19 protein-coding genes and 1 tRNA gene are annotated in these 19,323 nt (G+C 73.5%); 7 read left to right on the top strand and 13 right to left on the bottom strand.

What is annotated here, in order from left to right; all coding sequences use genetic code 11:
• Positions 1 to 137 precede the first annotated feature (137 nt).
• Positions 138 to 1,241: a phosphate ABC transporter substrate-binding protein PstS gene (pstS, locus tag ABKW28_RS06455; RefSeq protein WP_348607423.1), complete on the bottom strand. Its 1,104-nt coding sequence runs from the start codon at positions 1,239 to 1,241 to the stop codon at positions 138 to 140.
• Between the two features lie 182 nt (positions 1,242 to 1,423).
• Positions 1,424 to 2,308 (bottom strand): NUDIX domain-containing protein, encoded by an 885-nt coding sequence (locus tag ABKW28_RS06450; protein ID WP_348607417.1) that lies wholly within the window; start codon positions 2,306 to 2,308, stop codon positions 1,424 to 1,426.
• A gap of 45 nt (positions 2,309 to 2,353) precedes the next feature.
• On the opposite strand from ABKW28_RS06450, the gene ABKW28_RS06445 reads away from it, so the two are divergent.
• Positions 2,354 to 3,547, top strand: a complete 1,194-nt coding sequence (locus tag ABKW28_RS06445; RefSeq protein WP_348607414.1) for a hypothetical protein — start codon at positions 2,354 to 2,356, stop codon at positions 3,545 to 3,547.
• Between the two features lie 903 nt (positions 3,548 to 4,450).
• Here ABKW28_RS06445 and ABKW28_RS06440 read toward each other — a convergent pair.
• From ABKW28_RS06440 to ABKW28_RS06400, 9 genes are all read right to left on the bottom strand, one after another.
• A complete protein-coding gene (locus tag ABKW28_RS06440) occupies positions 4,451 to 6,688 on the bottom strand; it encodes a heavy metal translocating P-type ATPase (RefSeq protein ID WP_348607411.1) in 2,238 nt (745 codons plus the stop codon).
• A complete protein-coding gene (locus tag ABKW28_RS06435; protein ID WP_341231164.1) occupies positions 6,685 to 6,897 on the bottom strand; it encodes a heavy metal-associated domain-containing protein in 213 nt (70 codons plus the stop codon). The genes ABKW28_RS06440 and ABKW28_RS06435 overlap by 4 nt, the downstream gene beginning before the upstream one ends.
• An 11-nt stretch (positions 6,898 to 6,908) precedes the next feature.
• Entirely contained in the window at positions 6,909 to 7,202 is a 294-nt protein-coding gene (locus tag ABKW28_RS06430) for a metal-sensitive transcriptional regulator (protein WP_193669917.1), read from the bottom strand.
• A 92-nt stretch (positions 7,203 to 7,294) separates the two neighbouring features.
• Positions 7,295 to 7,486: a hypothetical protein gene (locus ABKW28_RS06425; protein WP_193670032.1), complete on the bottom strand. Its 192-nt coding sequence runs from the start codon at positions 7,484 to 7,486 to the stop codon at positions 7,295 to 7,297.
• Between the two features lie 160 nt (positions 7,487 to 7,646).
• Complete coding sequence (locus tag ABKW28_RS06420; RefSeq protein WP_056863399.1) at positions 7,647 to 7,850, bottom strand: cold-shock protein; 204 nt, start codon at positions 7,848 to 7,850, stop codon at positions 7,647 to 7,649.
• 234 nt (positions 7,851 to 8,084) lie between these two features.
• Positions 8,085 to 9,758 (bottom strand): alpha/beta hydrolase, encoded by a 1,674-nt coding sequence (locus ABKW28_RS06415; protein WP_348607408.1) that lies wholly within the window; start codon positions 9,756 to 9,758, stop codon positions 8,085 to 8,087.
• Positions 9,759 to 9,775: 17 nt separating this feature from the next.
• A complete protein-coding gene (locus ABKW28_RS06410; protein ID WP_193669919.1) occupies positions 9,776 to 10,594 on the bottom strand; it encodes a crotonase/enoyl-CoA hydratase family protein in 819 nt (272 codons plus the stop codon).
• A gap of 26 nt (positions 10,595 to 10,620) precedes the next feature.
• On the bottom strand, positions 10,621 to 11,388 hold the full coding sequence (locus ABKW28_RS06405; protein WP_348607405.1) for a crotonase/enoyl-CoA hydratase family protein: 768 nt from the start codon (positions 11,386 to 11,388) through the stop codon (positions 10,621 to 10,623).
• A complete protein-coding gene (locus ABKW28_RS06400) occupies positions 11,385 to 12,890 on the bottom strand; it encodes an AMP-binding protein (protein WP_348607402.1) in 1,506 nt (501 codons plus the stop codon). Before ABKW28_RS06400 ends, ABKW28_RS06405 begins: the two co-directional genes overlap by 4 nt.
• Positions 12,891 to 12,958: 68 nt before the next feature.
• Between ABKW28_RS06400 and ABKW28_RS06395 the strand changes: the two genes are divergently transcribed.
• The 3 genes from ABKW28_RS06395 (at position 12,959) to ABKW28_RS06385 (ending at position 14,555) form a co-directional block, all read left to right on the top strand.
• Positions 12,959 to 13,558, top strand: coding sequence for a TetR/AcrR family transcriptional regulator (locus tag ABKW28_RS06395; protein WP_348607399.1), 600 nt, complete (start codon positions 12,959 to 12,961; stop codon positions 13,556 to 13,558).
• Between the two features lie 113 nt (positions 13,559 to 13,671).
• A tRNA-Lys gene (locus tag ABKW28_RS06390) sits at positions 13,672 to 13,744 on the top strand.
• A 76-nt stretch (positions 13,745 to 13,820) separates the two neighbouring features.
• A complete protein-coding gene (locus ABKW28_RS06385; RefSeq protein WP_348607396.1) occupies positions 13,821 to 14,555 on the top strand; it encodes a hypothetical protein in 735 nt (244 codons plus the stop codon).
• A gap of 274 nt (positions 14,556 to 14,829) precedes the next feature.
• Here the strand turns inward: ABKW28_RS06385 and ABKW28_RS06380 are convergent, their stop codons facing one another.
• A complete protein-coding gene (locus ABKW28_RS06380) occupies positions 14,830 to 15,477 on the bottom strand; it encodes a response regulator transcription factor (protein WP_348607393.1) in 648 nt (215 codons plus the stop codon).
• A gap of 264 nt (positions 15,478 to 15,741) precedes the next feature.
• On the opposite strand from ABKW28_RS06380, the gene ABKW28_RS06375 reads away from it, so the two are divergent.
• A complete protein-coding gene (locus ABKW28_RS06375) occupies positions 15,742 to 16,725 on the top strand; it encodes an LLM class F420-dependent oxidoreductase (protein ID WP_348607390.1) in 984 nt (327 codons plus the stop codon).
• Between the two features lie 100 nt (positions 16,726 to 16,825).
• Positions 16,826 to 17,509 carry an HAD family hydrolase gene (locus ABKW28_RS06370; protein ID WP_348607387.1) on the top strand — a complete coding sequence of 228 codons (684 nt, stop codon included), beginning with the start codon at positions 16,826 to 16,828 and terminating at the stop codon, positions 17,507 to 17,509.
• Here the strand turns inward: ABKW28_RS06370 and ABKW28_RS06365 are convergent.
• Positions 17,506 to 18,306, bottom strand: a complete 801-nt coding sequence (locus ABKW28_RS06365) for a hypothetical protein (protein ID WP_348607384.1) — start codon at positions 18,304 to 18,306, stop codon at positions 17,506 to 17,508. The genes ABKW28_RS06370 and ABKW28_RS06365 overlap by 4 nt on opposite strands.
• Positions 18,307 to 18,379: 73 nt before the next feature.
• Here ABKW28_RS06365 and ABKW28_RS06360 point away from each other — a divergent pair, with 73 nt between their 5' ends.
• Entirely contained in the window at positions 18,380 to 19,252 is an 873-nt protein-coding gene (locus ABKW28_RS06360) for an A/G-specific adenine glycosylase (protein ID WP_348607381.1), read from the top strand.
• The last annotated feature ends 71 nt before the right edge of the window (positions 19,253 to 19,323 follow it).

The raw sequence follows: 19,323 nt of genomic DNA, 5'->3' as shown, positions 1-19,323 counted from the left end.
GGTCATCGCCACGGGTGGGTCTCCTGGTCTGGTGCGGTGGTGGTGCCGGGCGTGGTCAAGGGGCCCGGGACCATGGTGGACGGTCCCGAGCCCCTCGTCACCACGTCGTGGTGGGGCACACGGTGAAAACTACGGCCTCAGCCGATGTTCTCGATGATCGAGAGCGACTGCTCCTGGATCGAGTCCGACAGCGGGGCCGAGCCGGCCTCGGCGGCGGCCTGGTCCTGGCCCTCGTCGGAGATGACGTACTCCATGAAGGCCTTGACGAGCTCGCCGTCGGCGGCGTCGTCGTAGGACTGGCAGGCCATCAGGTAGGACGTCAGCACGATCGGGTAGGTGCCGGCCTCCTCGGTGGCGAAGTCGAGGTCGTAGATCACCGCGGTGTCGCTGGCACCCTCGGCCTCGGGCGAGGCCTCGAGGATCTTGGCGGCCGCCTCGGCCGACGGCTCGACGAAGTCGTCGCCCACCCCGATCAGCGCCTGCCCCAGCTCGGCGGTCTGGCTGGCGTCGGCGTACCCGATCGAGAACTCCGAGTTCTCGACCGTCTGCACCACGCCGGAGGTGCCCTTGGCGCCCTCGCCGCCGTACTCGGTCGGCCAGGTCTCCACGACGCCCGCGTCCCACTCGTCGGGGGCGACGGTGGTCAGGTAGTCGGTGAAGTTCTCGGTCGTGCCCGACTCGTCGGAGCGGTGCACCGCGTTGATGCGCTCGGACGGCAGGTCGGCGTCGGGGTTGTCCTCGGCGATGGCCTCGTCGTCCCACGTGGTGATCTTGCCGGCCATGATGCCGGCCAGCGTCTGCGGCGAGAGCTTCAGCTCGTCGACCTCGGGCAGGTTGTAGGCCACCGCGATCGGGCTGATGTAGCTGGGCACCTGGATGGGCGCGTCGCCGCCGCAGCGCTCGCTGGCGTCGGAGAGCTCGCCCTCGTCGTCGGTGAGGTAGGCGTCGGAGCCGGCGAAGGGGAAGGCGCCGCTGATGAAGTTCTCGCGGCCACCGCCCGAGCCGATCGGGTCGTACTCGACGGTGACGTCGGGGTTGGTGCCCTGGAAGCCGACCGCCCAGGCGCCCATGGCGGCCTGCTGCGTGGACGCGCCGCCGCCGGCGAGCGTGCCGGACAGGTCGCCGCCGCCCTCGGCGGAGGTGCTGCCGGTGTCCTCGTTGGCTGCGCCGCAGGCGGACAGCGCGAGGGTCAGCGCTGCGATGCCGGGGACGATCGCCCGACGGATGGAAGTGCTCGTCACTTCGTCTACTCCTGGAGTCTCATGTTCTACGGACAGACAGGAACCTAGGCAGCAGAAGTGACCAGCCTTGTGGGCGTCGGTGAACGGACGGTGAACCCGCACCGCCACTTCGGCGACGAAGGGCACAGCACGAGACGGCCGTCACATGAACGCGCCCGCCCCCGGTCGCGGAGGGGGGCCGGTCAGTGCGGCAGGTGCCGCTCGGTGGCCACCACACGGCCCTTGCGCAGGTGCACCACGACCATCTCGCCGGGCGCCAGGGCCGGGTCGTCGAGGCCGAGCGCCTCGAAGACCAGCGGCAGCACCGGGCGGTGGGTGCACAGCACCGCGCCGCGGCGGGTGGTGTGCAGGTCCTCGACCAGGCCGGTGACGACCTTGGTCACCGCACCCTCGGTCGCGGCCTCCTCGGTCACCTCCTCGACGAGCTCGAGGTCGGCGCCGATCGTCTCGGCGTACGGCGTGAGGGTCTCGAGGCAGCGCACCGCCGGCGAGGTCGCCAGCCGGCGCACGTCGTACGCCGCCAGCACGGGCACCAGGTCGAAGGCCTGGCTGCGCCCGACCTGCTGCAGCGGGCGCTCCCGGTCGTCGCCGCGCCACGTCGAGCGGGCCCGGGCGCGGGCGTGGCGCTGCACGACCAGCGCGTGGGTGCGCTTGCGCCGGCCCAGCGCGGTCTCGAGCAGCTCGCGGTCGCGCTCGTAGGTCAGCAGCGTCGCGGCCTCGTCGACCGGCACCCAGCGCACGCCGCTGATCTCGGCGTTCGGCTCGTAGCCGTCGACGGAGTCGTCGGAGACCACCCGGCCGACCCAGTAGTGGACCGTCTTCATGGTCTTGGCATTGGGGTAGCGCTGCGAGGGCAGCGGCGGGCCCAGGCGCACGTGCAGCCCGGTCTCCTCCTCGACCTCGCGCACCGCGGCGGTGCTCGCGTGCTCGCCCGGGTCGAGCTTGCCCTTGGGGAAGGACCAGTCGTCGTATCGCTGCCGGTGCACCAGGAGCACCTCGCGGCCGGGCCGGAAGACGACGGCCCCGGCGGCGAGGACGTCACGGGAGCGGCTCGGGACGTCTGCCATGCCCGTAGTCTCACACCACCGTCGCCGCGATGAGGAGCCCGACCCGTGCCCGAGCCGAGCAGCAGCTCCCCCACCAGCCCGCCCAGCAGCCCCTCGGCGACCGCGCCGGACGCCGTCTCGACGGCCGGGGTGGACCCGCGGCGACGCGCGCTCGTCGTGGCCGGGGTCGCGGTCCTGACGCTGCTGCTGATCGGCGTGCTCGCGGTCGGGGTGCGGTGGTGGCGCGGGCCCGGCAGCGACCTCGAGCGGGCGGTCTCGCTGGCCCCCGCCGACACCCAGCGCTGGACCTGGACCGACTGGGCGGCGGTGCGCGAGCGCCTGGGGGTCACCGGCACCGACGACGACGCCGTACGCCGCCTGCTCGACGCGGGCTTCGACGCCGACCTGACCTCCGCCTCGGGGCTGGTGGAGTCGGCGCCGCTGCTGGCGCAGTCGTTCGGCTGGTCGCCGGCGAGCATCGACTGGGAGCTGCTGGCCCAGTCACCCGACGGGGCGCTGGAGATCGTGGGGCTCGGCGACGACGCCGACACCTCGGCGCTGGGCGACCGGCTCGAGTCGCTGGGTTACACCCGTCCCGACTCCCCCGAGGGCGTGTGGGAGGGCGGCGAGGAGGTGCTGGCCCGGCTCAACGCCGCCAGCGGCACCGCCGGCACCCCCACCCTGCAGTTCGTGGCCCTCGACGAGGAGCGCTCGCTGCTGCTGGCCAGCGACCAGCGCGCCTACCTCGAGCGGGGCCTCGAGGAGGCCGCCGACGAGCACGAGCCCAGCGCGGCCGGCGTCACCGACGTGCTCGGCACGCTGCCCGCGCAGCCGCTCAGCGCGGTGCTGCTCACCGGCGAGCAGGCCTGCGGGGCGCTGTCGATGGGCGGAGCCGGCGACTCCGACCAGGCCGCCGCCGACGAGCTGCTGGCCCAGGCGGGTCCGGTGAACCCGCTGACCGGGTTCGTGCTGGCGCTGCTGCCGCCCGAGGAGGGCGGCGACGGCGGCTCGCAGGCGCCGCTCGACCTGCGGGTCGGTCTGGGCTTCGAGAGCGAGGAGCAGGCCCGCACCAACGCCGACACCCGCGCCGCGCTGGCCGCCGGCCCCGCCCCCGGCCAGGGCGGGGCGTTCTCCGACCGGTTCACCGTCGACGAGGTCACCGCCGACGCCACCACCGTCACCCTCGACCTCGCCCCCGTCGCCGGCGCCTTCCCCCTCAGCGACCTCTCCGACGGCCCCCTGCTCTTCGCCACCTGCTGACCCCGCCCGTTGGTCGAGCAGGGAGGAGCCCCAGCGACGACCGCCGCCTCCGTTGGTCGAGCAGCGAGGAGCCCCAGCGACGACCGCCGCCTCCGTTGGTCGAGCAGCGAGGAGCCCCAGCGACGAGCGACGCCGAGACCCACTGAGCACCCCGCCCGCCGCAACCACTCGCCGTACGCCATGGACTCACCCGGTTTCGGCGACGCTCGAGCCTTCGGCCCTCGCTGCTCAACCAACGGCGGCGACCCCTCGCCGTACGCCATGGAGTCACCCGGTTTCGAGACAGGCGCTGCGCGCCTTCCTCAACCACCGAGATCGTTGGTCGAGCAGGGAGGAGCGCCAGCGACGAGCGACGCCGAGACCCAGTGAGCACCGCGCCCGCCGCAACCACTCGCCGTACGCCATGGACTCACCGGGTTTCGGCGACGCTCGAGCCTTCGGCCCTCGCTGCTCAACCAACGGCGGCGACCCCTCGCCGTACGCCATGGACTCACCCGGTTTCGAGACAGGCGCTGCGCGCCTTCCTCAACCAACGAGATCGTTGGTCGAGCAGGGAGGAGCACCAGCGACGAGCGACGCCGAGACCCAGTGAGCACCGCGCCCGCCGCAACCACCCGCCGTACGCCATGGAGTCACCCGGTTCGGCGACGCTCGAGCCTTCGGCCCTCGCTGCTCAACCAACGGCGGCGACCCCTCGCCGTACGCCATGGAGTCACCCGGTTTCGAGACAGGCGCTGCGCGCCTTCCTCAACCAACGTCGGCGAGCACCGTTGGTCGAGCAGGGAGGAGCCCCAGCGACGAGCGACGCCGAGACCCAGTGAGCACCGCGCCCGCCGCAACCACTCGCCGTACGCCATGGACTCACCCGGTTTCGGCGACGCTCGAGCCTTCGACCCTCGCTGCTCAACCAGCGACGACGCCGCGGAAGCGGCGCAGGCGCAGGCTGTTGGTGACGACGAAGACCGAGGAGAGCGCCATCGCCAGGCCGGCGATCATCGGGCTGAGGAGGCCGAGGGCAGCCAGGGGCAGCGCGGCGACGTTGTAGGCGAAGGCCCAGAAGAGGTTGCCGCGGATGGTGCCCAGGGTGCGGCGCGCCAGTGCGACCGCGTCGCCGGCGACCCGCAGGTCGCCGCTGACCAGGGTCAGGTCGGCGGCCTCGATGGCCACGTCGGTGCCGGTGCCCATGGCGATGCCCAGGTCGGCCTGGGCGAGCGCGGCCGCGTCGTTGACGCCGTCGCCGACCATCGCCACCACGCGCCCGGCCTCCTGCAGCCGGCGCACCTCGCTGACCTTGTCGGCCGGCAGCACGTCGGCGACCACGGTGTCGATGCCGACCTCGGCGGCCACCGCCCGGGCGGCCCGCTCGTGGTCGCCGGTGAGCAGCACCGGGTCGAGACCCAGCGCCCGCAGCCGCGCGACGGCCTCGGCGGAGGTGTCCTTGACGGTGTCGGCGACGACCAGCACCCCGCGGGCCGCGCCGTCCCAGCCGACCAGCACCGGGGTGCGACCCTGGGCCTGCGCCGCCTCGAGCGCGTCGGCGAGGGGCGCGGGCAGGGACAGGCCCTCGGCCTCGAGCAGCGCCGGGCGCCCCACCGCCGTACGCCGCCCCGAGACGTCGCCGACGACGCCGAGGCCCTCACGGTTGGCGAAGCCGCTCACCTCGGGGTGCTCCTCGCGGGGCGCGGCCGTGGCCACGGCGCGGGCGATCGGGTGCTCGGAGCCGTGCTCGAGCGCGGCCGCGACCCGGCGCACCTCCCCCGCCTCCGCTCCGTGGGCGACCACGTCGACCAGGCTCATCCGGCCCGTGGTGACGGTGCCGGTCTTGTCGAGCACGATCGTGTCGACGCGGCGGGTGGACTCGAGGATCTCGGGCCCGCGGATCAGGATGCCGAGCTGGGCGCCGCGTCCGGTGCCCACCATCAGCGCGGTCGGCGTGGCCAGGCCCAGCGCGCACGGGCAGGCGATGATCAGCACCGCGACGGCCGCGGCGAAGGCGGTGGTCGCGCCGGCGCCGCTGAGCAGCCACCCGACCAGGGTCAGCAGCGAGAGCGCGATGACGACGGGCACGAAGACCCCGGAGACCCGGTCGGCCAGGCGCTGCACCTCGGCCTTGCCCTGCTGGGCCTGCTCGACCAGGCGCGCCATCTGGGCCAGCTGGGTGTCGGAGCCGACGCGGGTGGCGCGCACGACCAGCCGGCCGCCGGCGTTGACGGTCGCCCCGGTGACCACGTCGCCCGGACCGACGTCGACCGGCACCGGCTCGCCGGTCAGCATCGAGACGTCGAGCGCGGAGACGCCCTCGACGACCTCGCCGTCGGTGGCCACCTTCTCGCCGGGGCGCACCACGAAGACGTCGCCGACCCGCAGGGCCTCGGCGGGCACCTGCGTCTCGACACCGTCGCGCAGCAGCGCGACCTCCTTGGCGCCCATCCGCAGCAGCGCCTCGAGCGCGGCGCCGGCGCGGCGCTTGGAGCGCTTCTCGAACCACCGCCCGGCGAGCAGGAAGGTGGTGACCCCCGCGGCGACCTCGAGGTAGACCTCGTCGAGCCCGTCGCCGCGCTGCAGGCTCAACGAGAACCCGTGCGTCATGCCGGGCATCCCGGCGTCGCCGAGCACCAGCGCCACCACCGACCACAGGTACGCCGCCCCGACGCCCACGGAGACGAGCGTGTCCATGGTCGTGGAGCCGTGGCGCAGGTTGGTCGCCGCGGCGCGGTGGAAGGGCCAGGCGCCCCACAGCACGACGGGGGTGGCCAGCACCAGCGAGACCCACGCCCAGCGGTCGAACTGCCAGGCCGGCACCATCGCCAGCGCGACCACCGGCACCGCCAGCACCGCGGAGACCACCAGCCGGCGGCGCAGCGCCGCGAGCTCGTCGGCCGCGTCGTCGGTGTCGCTCTCGGGGTCGGGCACGCTGGCGGCGTACCCCGCCTTGGCGACGGTCTCGAGCAGCAGGTCGGTGCTGGTCGAGCCGGGAGCGACCACGTGCGCCTTCTCGGTGGCGTAGTTGACCGTGGCGCTGACGCCCTCGAGCTTGTTGAGCTTGCGCTCGATGCGGTTGGCGCACGACGCGCAGGTCATGCCGGTGATGGCGAGGTCGACCTCGACCTCGCTGGTGCTGGTGGTGCTGGTGGTGGTCATGACGTCAGCTCGTAACCCGCCTCGCTCACGGCGCGCTCGACGCTGACCCGCTCGAGCGGGGCGTTGCTGGTCACGACGACCTCGCCGCTCTCGAGGGTGACGTCGACGCTCTCGACGCCGTCGATCTCGGCGATCTCCTCGGTGACCGAGGCGACGCAGTGCCCGCAGGTCATGCCGGCGACGGTCCAGGTGCTGGTGTGGGTGCTCATGCGGTGCTCCTTCAGGACTTCACGAGTCGGGTGATCGCGGCGACGGCCTCGTCGATCTTGGCGCGCCCCTCGGCCTCGCCGGCCCGGGCGGCGTCGGCGACGCAGTGGTGCATGTGCTCGTCGAGCAGGCCCAGCGAGACCGACTGCAGGGCCTTCGTCATCGCCGAGACCTGGGTCAGGATGTCGATGCAGTACTGCTCCTCCTCGACCATCCGCTGCAGGCCGCGGGCCTGGCCCTCGATGCGGCGCAGTCGGGCGAGGTAGTCGTCCTTGCGGTGCAGGTACCCGTGCTGGTGCTCAACCATGACCATAGGGTACCCCCCTAGGGTAGGAAAGCAACAGAGAGGAAGCCCGGCGCCGCAGGGCCGCTTCGGGGCCCGCGCTGCGGGGCCGGGCGTCAGGAGGCGTCGCGGTGCAGCGCGACGCCGAGGATGTCGTCGATCTCGGGCTGGCTGAGGTGCTCCTCGGACTCCGAGGCCGCGATGATCAGGTTGGTGGTCAGCTCGACCTCCCCGAGCAGGTCGGAGTCCTCGAGCGAGACGTCGAACTGGTCGTGCACTCTTCCTCCGCTCAGCTCGTGGATGTCCATCGCCATCCAGACTGCCCGACGCACGGGCCGGACAAACCCCCGCGGCCCACATTCTGTGCCAAAACTCAGCAAGACGCGCCCCGGACACGACGAAGGCCCCACCCGTCACCGGGTGGGGCCTCGTCGTGGTGCTACCGGCTAGGAGCCGGCGACGTCCTGATCAGACGGGGCGAACGTTCTCCGCCTGCGGGCCCTTGGGGCCCTGCGTGACGTCGAACTCGACCTTCTGGTTCTCGTCCAGGGACTTGTAGCCCTGGGTCTGGATCGCCGAGTAGTGCACGAAGACGTCGTCGCCGCCGTCCTCCTGCGCAATGAAGCCGAAACCCTTCTCGGCGTTGAACCACTTAACGGTGCCCTGTGCCATGTGCTTGGTACTCCTTAGTCAAAGCGAGGACCGTCACTTCGACGGCCCGGCAAACTTGATGCGGTGACACGTCGCTCCGACTTGCTTTGACCTTGGCAGGACCCGTACAAGCTGAAACGCCGTTGGATCACAAACTCCGCTGGCGTCGACCTGCTGGAACTTGCATCTGTTGCTGAGCCACACACTACCGCGCCCACCCCGTCTGCAAACCAATCGCGGGCGTCTTTTTGTGGATCAGGGCGTGAACGGCTCCCGTTCGCGGGCGCAGACGACGTCCTCGGCGGGCGTCTCCGCGGTGCGCAGCACCGCTCGCACGACGCTGGTGGCGCAGTCGTTGGTGCCGGTGGCGACGTGGCCGGTGTCACCCGTGGTGACCAGCCGCGAGCCCGGCATCAGCTCCTGCAGCGCCAGCGCGCCGCTCAGCGGGGTGGCCGGGTCGTGGCGGTTGCTGACCACCAGCAGCCGCTCGGCGCCCGGCATCGTGAACGGGCCGCGGTAGGCGTCCTCGCCCGAGCCCGGCCAGGCCGCGCAGGCCGAGGAGCTCCACGACCACAGCGGGCCGAAGTCACCGCCCGCGGCGCGGGTGCGCTCGGCGTTCTCGACCCAGGCGCCGGTGTCGGTGGGGTTGAGCCCGTCGGAGCACAGCACCCCGTGGAAGCTGCCGTCGATCCACACGCGCGAGCCGGCCTGGCGCTGCCCGGTGACGGTGGGGGCGGCGGCGTACGGGCCGGGGAACGGCGAGCGGGCCAGCTGCTCGCGCACCTGGCGCACGGTGCGGGCCAGCGACGCGTCGGCCTCGGCCGGCTCGCCGGAGAGCGGGCGGCCGCCGGTGCGGGCGAGGCGACGCTCGGCGCGGAAGGCGAAGTCGGCGATGAAGGCGACGTCGCCGCCGTAGAGCATGCCGAGCGTGGAGCCCACGAAGTCGGAGTAGGACAGCCCGATGCGGCGCCCGGCCGCGCGGTCGCCGCGCAGCCGGGCCGCGACGGCGTCCCAGCGGCCCAGCGCGTCGCCGGCCAGCCGGCAGGTGCTCCGCCCGGCGGTGTCGCACTCGGCGAGCCCGGCGACCAGGGCGTCCCGGGCGCCGACCTCGCTGCCCAGCCGCCCGCTAGAGGGCAGGCTGGAGCCGGGGGTGCCGTCGGGCAGGTCACGGCCGGTGGTCCAGGCCACCGGGTCGAGCACGCCGTCGACGACCGCCACGCGCATGGTCTCGGGGAACAGCGAGACCCAGGTCGCCCCCAGCACCGAGCCGTAGGAGGCGCCGAAGAAGCTCGCCTGCTCGTCGCCCAGCGCCTGGCGCGCCAGATCCATGTCGCGCGCCGTGTCGGCGGTGCTCATGTGGTCGACGATCCGCTTCTTGGCGCACAGGCGCTGCTCGGTGGCGTCGAAGGCCAGCCAGTCGCGCCGCTGGGGGCGGGTGTCGGGGAAGGCCACGCGCGGGTACGACGCGTCGCTGCGACCGCGGCAGAGCAGACCGCTGCTGCCGCCGACGCCCCGCGGGTCGATGCCGACGATGTCGAAGCGGTTGCGGACCTGGGGGCCGAGCAGCCTGGCGGCGTACGGCGCGAAGCCGGCCGCGCCGCCGCCGGGCCCGCCCGGGTTGACGAAGACCGCACCGATGCGCCGCGCCGGCTTGCGGGCCGGGACCCGCGCCACCTCGAGGTCGATGCTGGCGCCGTCGGGCTCGTCGTGGTCGAGCGGGACGGACATCCGCCCGCAGTCGACGCGTCCGCAGTCGCGCCAGCGGATGGTCGGCGTGTCCGGGGCCGCCGACGCACGCGCACCGACGGCTGCGGAGGGCGCAGTGGGCGCAGAGGAGGCCGGCACGGTGGCCAGCGTGGCGAGCAGGGGGACCGAGACCGCGAGCGCTGCCACCAGGGAGGCGGCGCGGCGGGTAGTGGGCGTCTTCACCCGAGGAGTATGAGTGCCTAGCGGCGGGTGCGCTCCACGAAGGCCTGCACCGCGTCGGTGTGGGCCTGGGTGTGGTGGGAGATCGCCTGCATCGCGGCGCTGAGCTCGAGGACGCCCTCGAGGTCGCGCTGCTGGGACTCCTGGATGAGCTTCTTGGCCATCCGGGTGGCGTGCGGCGGGTTCTTGGCGACCCGGGCGGCCAGGTCGCGGGCGGCGTCGAGGAGCTCCTCGGGCTCGACGACGCGCGAGACCATCCCCCACTCCAGGGCGGTGGCGGCGTCGACGCGGTCGCCGGTCAGCGCCATCTCCGCGGCCCGGGCGGGCCCGATCGCGCGGGTCAGGAACCACGCTCCCCCGTCGCCGGGGATGATCCCCAGCTGCACGAAGGACTCGGCGAAGAACGCCTTGGTGGAGGCGATGCGCAGGTCGCACATCATCGCCAGGTCGCAGCCCGCGCCGACCGCGGGGCCGTTGACGGCCGCGATGAACGGCACCTCGCAGCGGCGCAGCGCCAGCGGGATCTGCTGGATGCCGTGCCGGTAGCCGTTGCGCTGCTCGTACGGCGCCCCCGAGAACATCCCGCGCCGCTCGGCCATCTCGTGCACGTTGCCACCGGCCGAGAAGGCCGACCCGGCGCCGGTCAGGATGACCGCCCGCACGTCGCCGTCGCGGTCGACGCGGGCGGTGTGCTCGACGAACGCCGCGACCACGTCGGGCCCCGAGATCGGGTTGCGGGTCTCGGGCAGGTCGATCGTCCAGGTCTCGACGTGGCCGTCGCGCTCGACGCGCAGGGGGCCCTCGTGGGTGGTCGTGGCCTCGGGTCCGGTGCTGGTCATGGCCGCACCCTAGTGGCGCGCCGTGGTCAGATGTCCTCGAAGGAGCCGCCGCGACCCCTGCCCGCCGCGAACCGGCCCGCGCCCGCGACCCCGTCTGCCTCGAGGGAGACCAGGCCGATGGCGAGCTCGCGCCGCATCGCCGCCTCCTCGGTGTCGCCCCACTGGGCGCGCGCCGAGCGGAGGTCGCCACGCAGGCAGGTCTGCGGCATCCGCGCGATCTCGTGGGCCAGCGCCGTGGCCGCGGCCCGGGCGGTGCCGACGGGCACCACCCGGTTGACCAGGCCCAGCTCGAGCGCCTCCTGCGCACCCACGGCCCGGCCGGTGAGGATCAGGTCCATCGCGCGGCCGTGGCCGATCAGGCGGGGCAGCCGCACCGTCCCGCCGTCGATGAGCGGGACCCCCCAGCGCCGGCAGAAGACACCGAGGACGGCGTCCTCGTCGGCCACCCGCAGGTCGCACCACACGGCGAGCTCGAGGCCGCCCGCGACCGCGTGCCCGTGGACCGCCGCGACCACCGGCTTCGAGAGCTCCATCCGGGTCGGACCCATCGGCCCGTCGCCCTCGGGCGAGACCCGGTTGCTCTCGGCCGTGCCGACCGCCTTCAGGTCGGCCCCGGCGCAGAACGACGGCCCGTCGCCGGCCAGCACGGCGACCTTCGCCTCCGACTCCTCGAAGTCGCGGAAGGCCTGCGCCAGCTCGTCGGCCATGGAGCGCCCGACCGCGTTGTGCCGCTCGGGGCGGCTCATCACGATCGTGGTGACGTCGCCGTCGGTCTCGACGCGCACGTCGCTCATCGCGCCTGCTCCCACAGCGGCTCGCGCAGCGCGCGGCGCAGGATCTTGCCCACCGCCGACTTCGGGATCGCCTCGACGAACTGCACCGTCTTGGGGGCCTTGTGGGTGGCGATCCGGGCCCGGACGTGCTCGACCAGCTCGGCCTCGGAGGCGCTGGCGCCGTCGCGGAGGGCGACGAAGGCGGTGACCGCCTCGACCCAGGTGGCGTCGGGCGCGCCGACGACGGCGCACTCGGCGACCGCCGGGTGCGAGGCGAGCGCGTCCTCGACCTCGCGGGGGTACACGTTGTAGCCGCCGGTGATGATCATGTCGCTGGTGCGGTCGACCAGGTGCAGGTAGCCCCGCTCGTCGAAGCGGGCCAGGTCGCGGGTGCGCAGCCAGCCGTCGTCGCTCAGCGACGCCGCGTTGAGGCCGTCGGCCTCGAAGTAGCCCTGCATCTGGAACGGGGCCCGCAGCGAGATCTCGCCGATCTCGCCCGGCCCGACCGGCGCGCCGTCCTCGTCGAGCAGGCGGATCTCGACGTCGGTGGCGGGCCTGCCGCAGGCGCTCCACAGGCTCGGGTCGGCGTGGGCGTGCTCGTCGAGCACCGCGATGCACAGCGGCGCCTCGGTCTGCCCGTAGTACTGGGTCAGGATCGGCCCGAAGACCTCGATCGAGCGCTCCAGCACCGGCCTCGGCATCGGGCTGGCGCCGTAGATCACCTTGCGCAGCGAGGAGAGGTCGGCACCATCGAGGACGCCGGTGCTGTGCAGCATGGCGAACATCGTCGGCACCAGGTTGATCTCGGTGGCGCGGTGCTTCTCGATGGCCGCCACGAAGGACGCGGGCTCGAAGCCGGGCAGGATCGCCGAGGCTGCGCCCCGCACCCAGTAGGGCAGCACGAAGGTGCCGCTGGCGTGGATGAGCGAGGCCGCGTGCAGCATCACCGAGTCGGGCTGGGGGTCGAGCACGTTGGCCAGGATGTTGGTGCAGATCGCCCCGTAGGTGCCCTGGGTGTGCACGACCGCCTTGAGCTTCCCCGTCGTGCCGGAGGTGTAGAGCAGCAGCGTCGGGTCGTCCTCGCAGAGGGCCACGTCGGGCTCCTCGACGGCCTCGGCCACCGGGGCCACCAGGTCGTCGAGCGCGAACGCGCGCAGGCCGGGGACGCGCTCGACGAGCTCGGCGGCGCGGGGCGACAGGGCGGCGTCGGCCACCACGACCGTGGCGTGCGAGCCGGCGAGCATGTCGGCGTGCTCGTCGAGGGAGAGGCGGGCGTTGAGGGGCACGCGCACCAGGCCGGCCTTGATCGAGGCGAACTCCATCGGCACGGAGTGCAGCCCGTTGCCGACGAGCAGCGCGACGTGGGTCCCCTTGCCGACGCCGTGGCCGCGCAGGTGGTGGGCGATGAGGTTCGCGCGGGCGTCCACCTCGGCGTAGGTCAGCGAGTCGTCGCCCACCAGGACCGCGGTGCGGTCGGGGAAGGCGGCTGCTCCGCGGCGGACAAGGCTGGCGGCCAGCACCATGGGGTTCTCCTCGGTTCGTCAGCAAAACAGTCCAAATGGTCTGTTTCGGGTTCTGCGAGGATTGTGCTGTGGAACCCGAGCGCCGTCAATCACGCGCCCTGCGCACGCGCGACCTGGTGCTCTCGGCCGCGGTCGAGGTGATGGTCGAGCACGGGTACGCCGGCCTGACCATGCAGCGCGTGCAGACCCGCGCCGGCGTGACCCGCGGAGCCCTGACCCACCACTTCTCCTCGATGCGCGAGCTCGCCGTCGCGGCCGTCGACCACGTCGCCCGCGCCCAGGGCGCCGAGATCCAGGGCGCCGTGGGCACCGCCGACCCGACGGCGCTGATCGACGTGCTCCACGAGGTCACGCGGCGCCCGACGTACGTCGCCGGGCTGGAGCTGTGGGTCGCAGCCCGCACCGACCCGGCCCTGCGCGAGGCGCTGGGGCCCGGCGCGCGCGAGCTGGCCCGCCAGCTCAGGGAGCCCCTCCTGGGCCTGGTCGGCGAGCTCGACGACGAGCGCCTCGAGGTGTTCGGCGACGGGCTGCTCTCGCTGCTGCGCGGGCTGGCCATCGGGGGCGTGCTGCGCGACCGGCCGGCCCTGGAGAAGGCGGTGCTGCAGGCCTGGCTCGTGGCCTTCGGGGCCGACCTGCGCCCCGTGCCGTCGAGCAGCGCCCAGGGCTGAGCGCCGTACCCACGACAGGGCGCGGGGCTCTCCTCGCGGCCCGACGCGGCGGTCTGGGATACTCGCCGCGCGGACCGGTCCGGCCGCCGGGAGACCCGGTGGACGCGGTCCCCGGGCCTCTAGCTCAATTGGCAGAGCAGGAGACTTTTAATCTCTTGGTTGTGGGTTCGAGTCCCACGGGGCCCACCCCTTCGCAGGTGTGCGCCCGCTCGCGGCGGGGTACCCGTGCCGGTGAGACCGAGCACGGAGGTGGCAACCGACGATGACCGACGAGCGAACCCCCGACCGCACGACCGACGACCAGGAACCGCACTTCAGCGGACGCACGCACACGGTGCACACCCGGTGGACGTGGGCCAGCCTGCTGGTGCTGCTCGCCGGGGTGGTGGTGCTGGGGATCGGCGTGATCCTGCTCGACCTCCTCGTCGGCGCCATCGGCGGCGTGCTGCTGGCCGCCGGGGCGGTGGGCGCCTGGCGCAGCGGTCTGATGTGGGACGTCGACACCGGCTCCTCCCCCGCCGACCTGGTCAGCAGCGAGAGCGAGACCGTCGAGCGGCCCGGCGCCGGCACCCACCAGGACGACGAGGCCACGGCCGAGCACGCCGAGGAGACCACCCACGACGTACGCCGCCGCCTCGCGGACCGGCGCGGCACCCGGCTCAACCTGGTGCCCGTGGGCGCCCTGCTGGTGCTGCTCGCCGGCGCCTGGCTCGCCCTCTCGCAGTGGGTCCTCTACCCCGAGACGCCTGAGGGGCGCGTGGGCACCTGGCGGGCGATGGGCGGCGGGGTGGTGCTGCTCCTGGTCGGGCTGTGGCTCCTGCAGCACGGCCGGACCCTGGTCGCCACCGCGATCGCCCTCGTCACCGGCGCGGTGCTGGTCCTGCTGGGCATCGTCGGGGCGCACGACACCCAGACCACCGTCGCCAGCGAGATCGGCTCCGGCGCGGTGGCCGTGCTGGGCGCCCTGGTCAGCCTCGACCCGCGTCGACGACGCTGAGGCCCTGCTAGATCCGTCCGGCTCGGGAGGATTAGGAGGCGTCGAGCCGGGGAAGAAGACCACCAGGCGGGCACGGACCGCCCCACAACGACAGAACGGTGGGCCCCGTTAGGGTCGGGGCCCACCGCCTGCGTCGCGGCCACGAGGGCCGCGGACACGTATCGAAATCACCCGGCGCTGGTGATGCATCACCCGGTCGAGGAGTGTCCTCGTACGTTCGCGGAGGACAGTAGCAAACTTCTGGGCGCCTGCAGGTCCTCCTGCAGATTTTTCCTCAGACGCCGGCCGTCTCGCGCTCGCTGAGCGGCGCGAGGCCGTGCTCCATCCCCCACGCCACCGCCTGGGCACGCCGGGTGACCGCGATCTTGCGGTAGGCCGCACGGATGTAGGTCTTGACCGAGTTGATGCTCAGGTAGAGCTGCGCGCCGATCTCGGAGTTCGTCAGCCCCTGGGTGACCAGGGCCAGGATCTCGGCCTCGCGGGGCGTCAGCTCGACATCGACGCCCGAGGCCCGCGAGACGATGCTCAGCGGGCCGGGGTCGGCCGGTATCCGGCGCCGCGCGACCATCTCGCCACCGTCGTGCAGCGACTCCAGCGCCGCGACCAGGTCGGAGGCCGGCAGCGCCTTCGACAGGTGGCCGGCGAACGAACCGCGCAGCTCGCCCTCCTGGTCGCGCCAGGAGTAGACGACGGCCTGCTTCTGCGAGGCGCGCACCAGGTCGCGCAGCATCCCCTGGGTGGTCGGCGACTGACGCACCGGCTCGTAGAGGATCACGTCGACGGCGGACGGCTTGTTCATCGCCGTGCGCAGCTCGAGCAGGTTCACCCGTCCCGAGAAGGGGGCGAGGAGCGCCCGGAGACCCACGACGGACACCTCGAAGTTGTCGATGAGGGCCACGCGGACAGGACGAGAGGTAGACACGTCCTCGAACGTACTGCTCCGCCGCCCCCACGCCGAGCCCACGAGGGCACCTTTCACCCGCGGAGGTGAGGTTTTCGGGCGCGCTCGTGGATCTGTGGAGGCCCTGTCCAAGGTTCGGGGTCAGCCTCGCGCCACCCGACGCGCCCGCTGCGTCGTACGGCGACACACATGGTGCCTGCTCCCGGGCCCGTTCGCCGGGAATCGCGCGAAACCGGTCCGACCGGGTGAGCAGCCGGCCCCCGTGCCGTTCCTAGCGTCGGTGGCATGCGATTCGGGTACACGTTGATGACCGAGCAGAGCGGACCTCGAGAGCTGGTGCGCTACGCCGCCGCCGCGGAGCGGGCCGGCTTCGACTTCGAGGTCTCCAGCGACCACTTCAGCCCCTGGCTCACCGAGCAGGGCCACGCGCCGTACGCCTGGTCGATGCTCGGCGCGGTCAGCCAGGTCACCGAGCGGGTGGAGCTGATGACCTACATCACCTGCCCCACGATGAGGTACCACCCGGCCGTGGTGGCCCAGAAGGCCGCGACCATGGGGATGCTCAGCGAGGGCCGCTTCACCCTCGGGCTCGGCAGCGGCGAGAACCTCAACGAGCACACCATCGGGCACGGGTGGCCGGCCGTGGACACCCGCCAGTCGATGCTGGTCGAGGCCCTCGAGATCATCCGCGCCCTGCACGCCGGCGACCTCGTCACCTACCGAGGCGAGCACTTCGACGTCGACTCCTCACGCATCTGGGACCTGCCCGACGAGCCGGTGCGCCTGGCGCTGGCGGTGGCCGGAGACAAGGGCGTGCAGCGCTTCGCCCCGCTCGCCGACGACCTGATCGCCGTCGAGCCCGACCCCGACCTGGTCAGCTCGTGGAACGCCGTCGACGGCGCTCCCCGCATCGGTGACGGCGCCCGGGCGATCGGCCAGATCCCGATCTGCTGGGACCCCGACGAGGACGCCGCCCGCGAGCGGGCGCACGCGCAGTTCCGCTGGTTCGCCGGCGGCTGGAAGGTCAACGCCGACCTGCCGACCACCTCCGGGTTCGCCGGGGCGACCCAGTTCGTGCGCCCCGAGGACGTCGCCGAGAACATCCCCTGCGGCCCCGACCTCGACAAGATCGTCGAGGCGGTCTCCGCCTTCGAGGACGCCGGCTTCACCGACGTCGCCCTGGTGCAGGTCGGCGACGAGCAGCAGCAGCGCTTCCTCGACGAGGCCGCCGAGCCGCTGCTGGCCAAGCTGCGCGACCGGCTGGGCTGAGGCGACGAGGGGCCGGCTGTGGCGAGCTGAGGCGGCGTACGCCGCACCCACGCCCCTCGGGGTGAAGGCGCATCGGCGCTCGCGTGCGACGGTGGCCCCCATGACTTCCCACGACGCCGGCATCGACACCGTCCTGCTCGACCTCGACGGCACGCTCGTCGACTCGGTCTACCAGCACACCGCCGCCTGGCGCGCCGCCTTCCGCGACGTCGGGGTCGACGTGGCGTCCCACCGCCTGCACCGCTCGATCGGGATGGGCGGCGACCGCCTGGTCACCGCGGTGGCGGGCGAGAGCGTCGAGAACGCCGTGGGCGACGAGGTGCGGGCCCGCCACAAGGAGCACCTCGACGAGCGCTTCCACGAGATCGTGGCCACCGACGGCGCCGTCGAGCTGCTGGAGGAGCTGCGCACCCGCGGCTTCACCCTGGTGCTGGCCAGCTCGGCCGACAAGGAGCTCAGCGAGCGGCTGCTCGAGGTCGTCGAGGGCGCCGCACCCCTGCTGCACGACCGGGTCGCCGGCGGCGACGCCGACGAGTCGAAGCCGGCCCCGAACCTGGTCGAGGTCGCGCTCGGCTCCGTCTCCCCCGACCGTGCGGTGATGCTCGGCGACACGGTGTGGGACGTCGAGTCGGCGGCGGGCGCCGGGGTCGCGTGCCTGGGCCTGCGCACCGGCGGCATCAGCACCGCCGAGCTGCTCGAGGCCGGCGCCGCCAGCGTCCACGACACCCCCCGCGACCTGCTCGAGCACCTCGACGAGACGCTCCTGGGGCGTTCGCAGGGCTAGTCGCGGTCCTGCTTCCTCTTCTTCTTGTCGTCGCCCTCGGGCTCGGGCGAGGCGGTGATCGTGGGCGCCACGGGCGTCTCCAGCTCGAACTGCAGGTCGCGCGGCTCACCGGCCAGCGCCGCCGCGGTGACGTGGTAGAAGCCCGGCAGCGCCCAGTCGGTCAGCTTGCTGCACGAGTCGTCGGAGCGACGCGAGCTCCAGACGACCTCGACGGTCGTGGTGCCCTCGTTGCGCAGCACGACCTCCTGGGTCGGCACCGCCTTCGGGCACTGCCGGCTGGTCCAGATCTCGTCGGGCCCCGAGGTGATCTTCATGGTCACCGCGCTGGGCGAGACCTCCCACGTGCAGGCCACCGCGTCGCGGGTGCGCAGCTCGAGCCCGATGGTCACGCTGCGCCCGGCCACCGCGGACCCGACGACGGGCTCGACCCGCACGTCGCTGGCCACGCACGTGCCGACCGGCTCGGGGGGCGCAGCGGCCTTGGCCTTCTTCTTGCCCTTCTTCGAGCCCTGGCCGCCGGACTGCCCGCTCCCCTGCCCGGTGCCGTCACCGGCGGTCGCGGCGGCGTCGCTGGTCGGCAGCACCGACGAGGGGGCGACCTGCCCCGACGTCTCCTCGGTCTCCGCCGTCGTCTCGGCCGAGCTCTGCACGAGCTGCTCCTCGGCGGTGTCCTCGTCGCCGCCGAGCCCGAGCAGCCGGGCGGCGCCGAGGACGAGGAACAGGGCCACCAGCGCCACGACCAGACGTCGGCGCCAGTAGACCGCGGGCGCGTGGGGTCCCCGGGTCATGGTGCTCATGGGGCGTCAATCTAGCCAGCCGGGCCGGGGGTCTCGGCGAGGCGCTCCGAGGCCCTGGCGGAGAATGTCACCGATGCCCACCAGCGACCTGCACGCCCCGATCCTGGACTGGTACGACGAGCACCAGCGCGACCTGCCCTGGCGTCGGCCGGAGGCCTCGCCGTGGTCGGTGCTGGTCTCCGAGCTGATGCTGCAGCAGACCCCGGTCGCGCGGGTGCTGCCGGTGCACGAGACCTGGCTGGAGCGCTGGCCCACCCCGGCCGACCTGGCCGCCGAGCCCACCGGGGAGGCGGTGCGGGCCTGGGGCCGGCTGGGCTACCCCCGCCGGGCGCTGCGGCTGCACGCGGCCGCCACCGCGATCGTCGCCGAGCACGGCGGGCAGGTGCCCTCCGGTTACGACGACCTGCTGGCCCTGCCCGGGGTCGGCGACTACACCGCGGCGGCGGTGGCCAGCTTCGCCTTCGGGCGCCGTCACGTGGTGCTCGACACCAACGTGCGCCGGGTGCTGGCCCGCGCCGTCGGCGGCTCCGAGCTGCCCAGCCGCTCGCTGACCCGCGCCGAGCGCGACGCCGCCGCGGCGCTGGTGCCCGACGACGCCGCCACCGCGGCCACCTGGGCGGTCGCGGTGATGGAGCTCGGCGCCCTGGTCTGCACCGCCACCGGCCCGCGCTGCGAGGCCTGCCCGGTCGCCGAGCAGTGCGCGTGGCGCCTGGCCGGCCACCCGGCGTACGACGGCCCGCCGCGGCGCGCGCAGGCCTGGGACGGCACCGACCGGCAGTGCCGGGGCCGGCTGATGGCGGTGCTGCGCGAGAGCCACGCGCCGGTGCACCGCTCGGCGCTGGAGGCGACCTGGCCCGACGAGGAGCAGCGCACCCGCTGCCTGGCCGGCCTGGTCGCCGACCGGCTGGTCGCCCAGGTCGCGCCCGACGTCTACGCCCTGCCCTGAGGCGCGCGGGACGTCATACGGGCGGGACGTCCGTCCGAGCCAGAGGTATGACGTCCCGCGGCCCGGACGCA

The sequence above is a fragment of the Nocardioides sp. 31GB23 genome (assembly GCF_040012395.1).
Taxonomy (GTDB): domain Bacteria; phylum Actinomycetota; class Actinomycetes; order Propionibacteriales; family Nocardioidaceae; genus Nocardioides; species Nocardioides salarius.
This window is presented reverse-complemented; position numbering and strand designations above follow the sequence as displayed.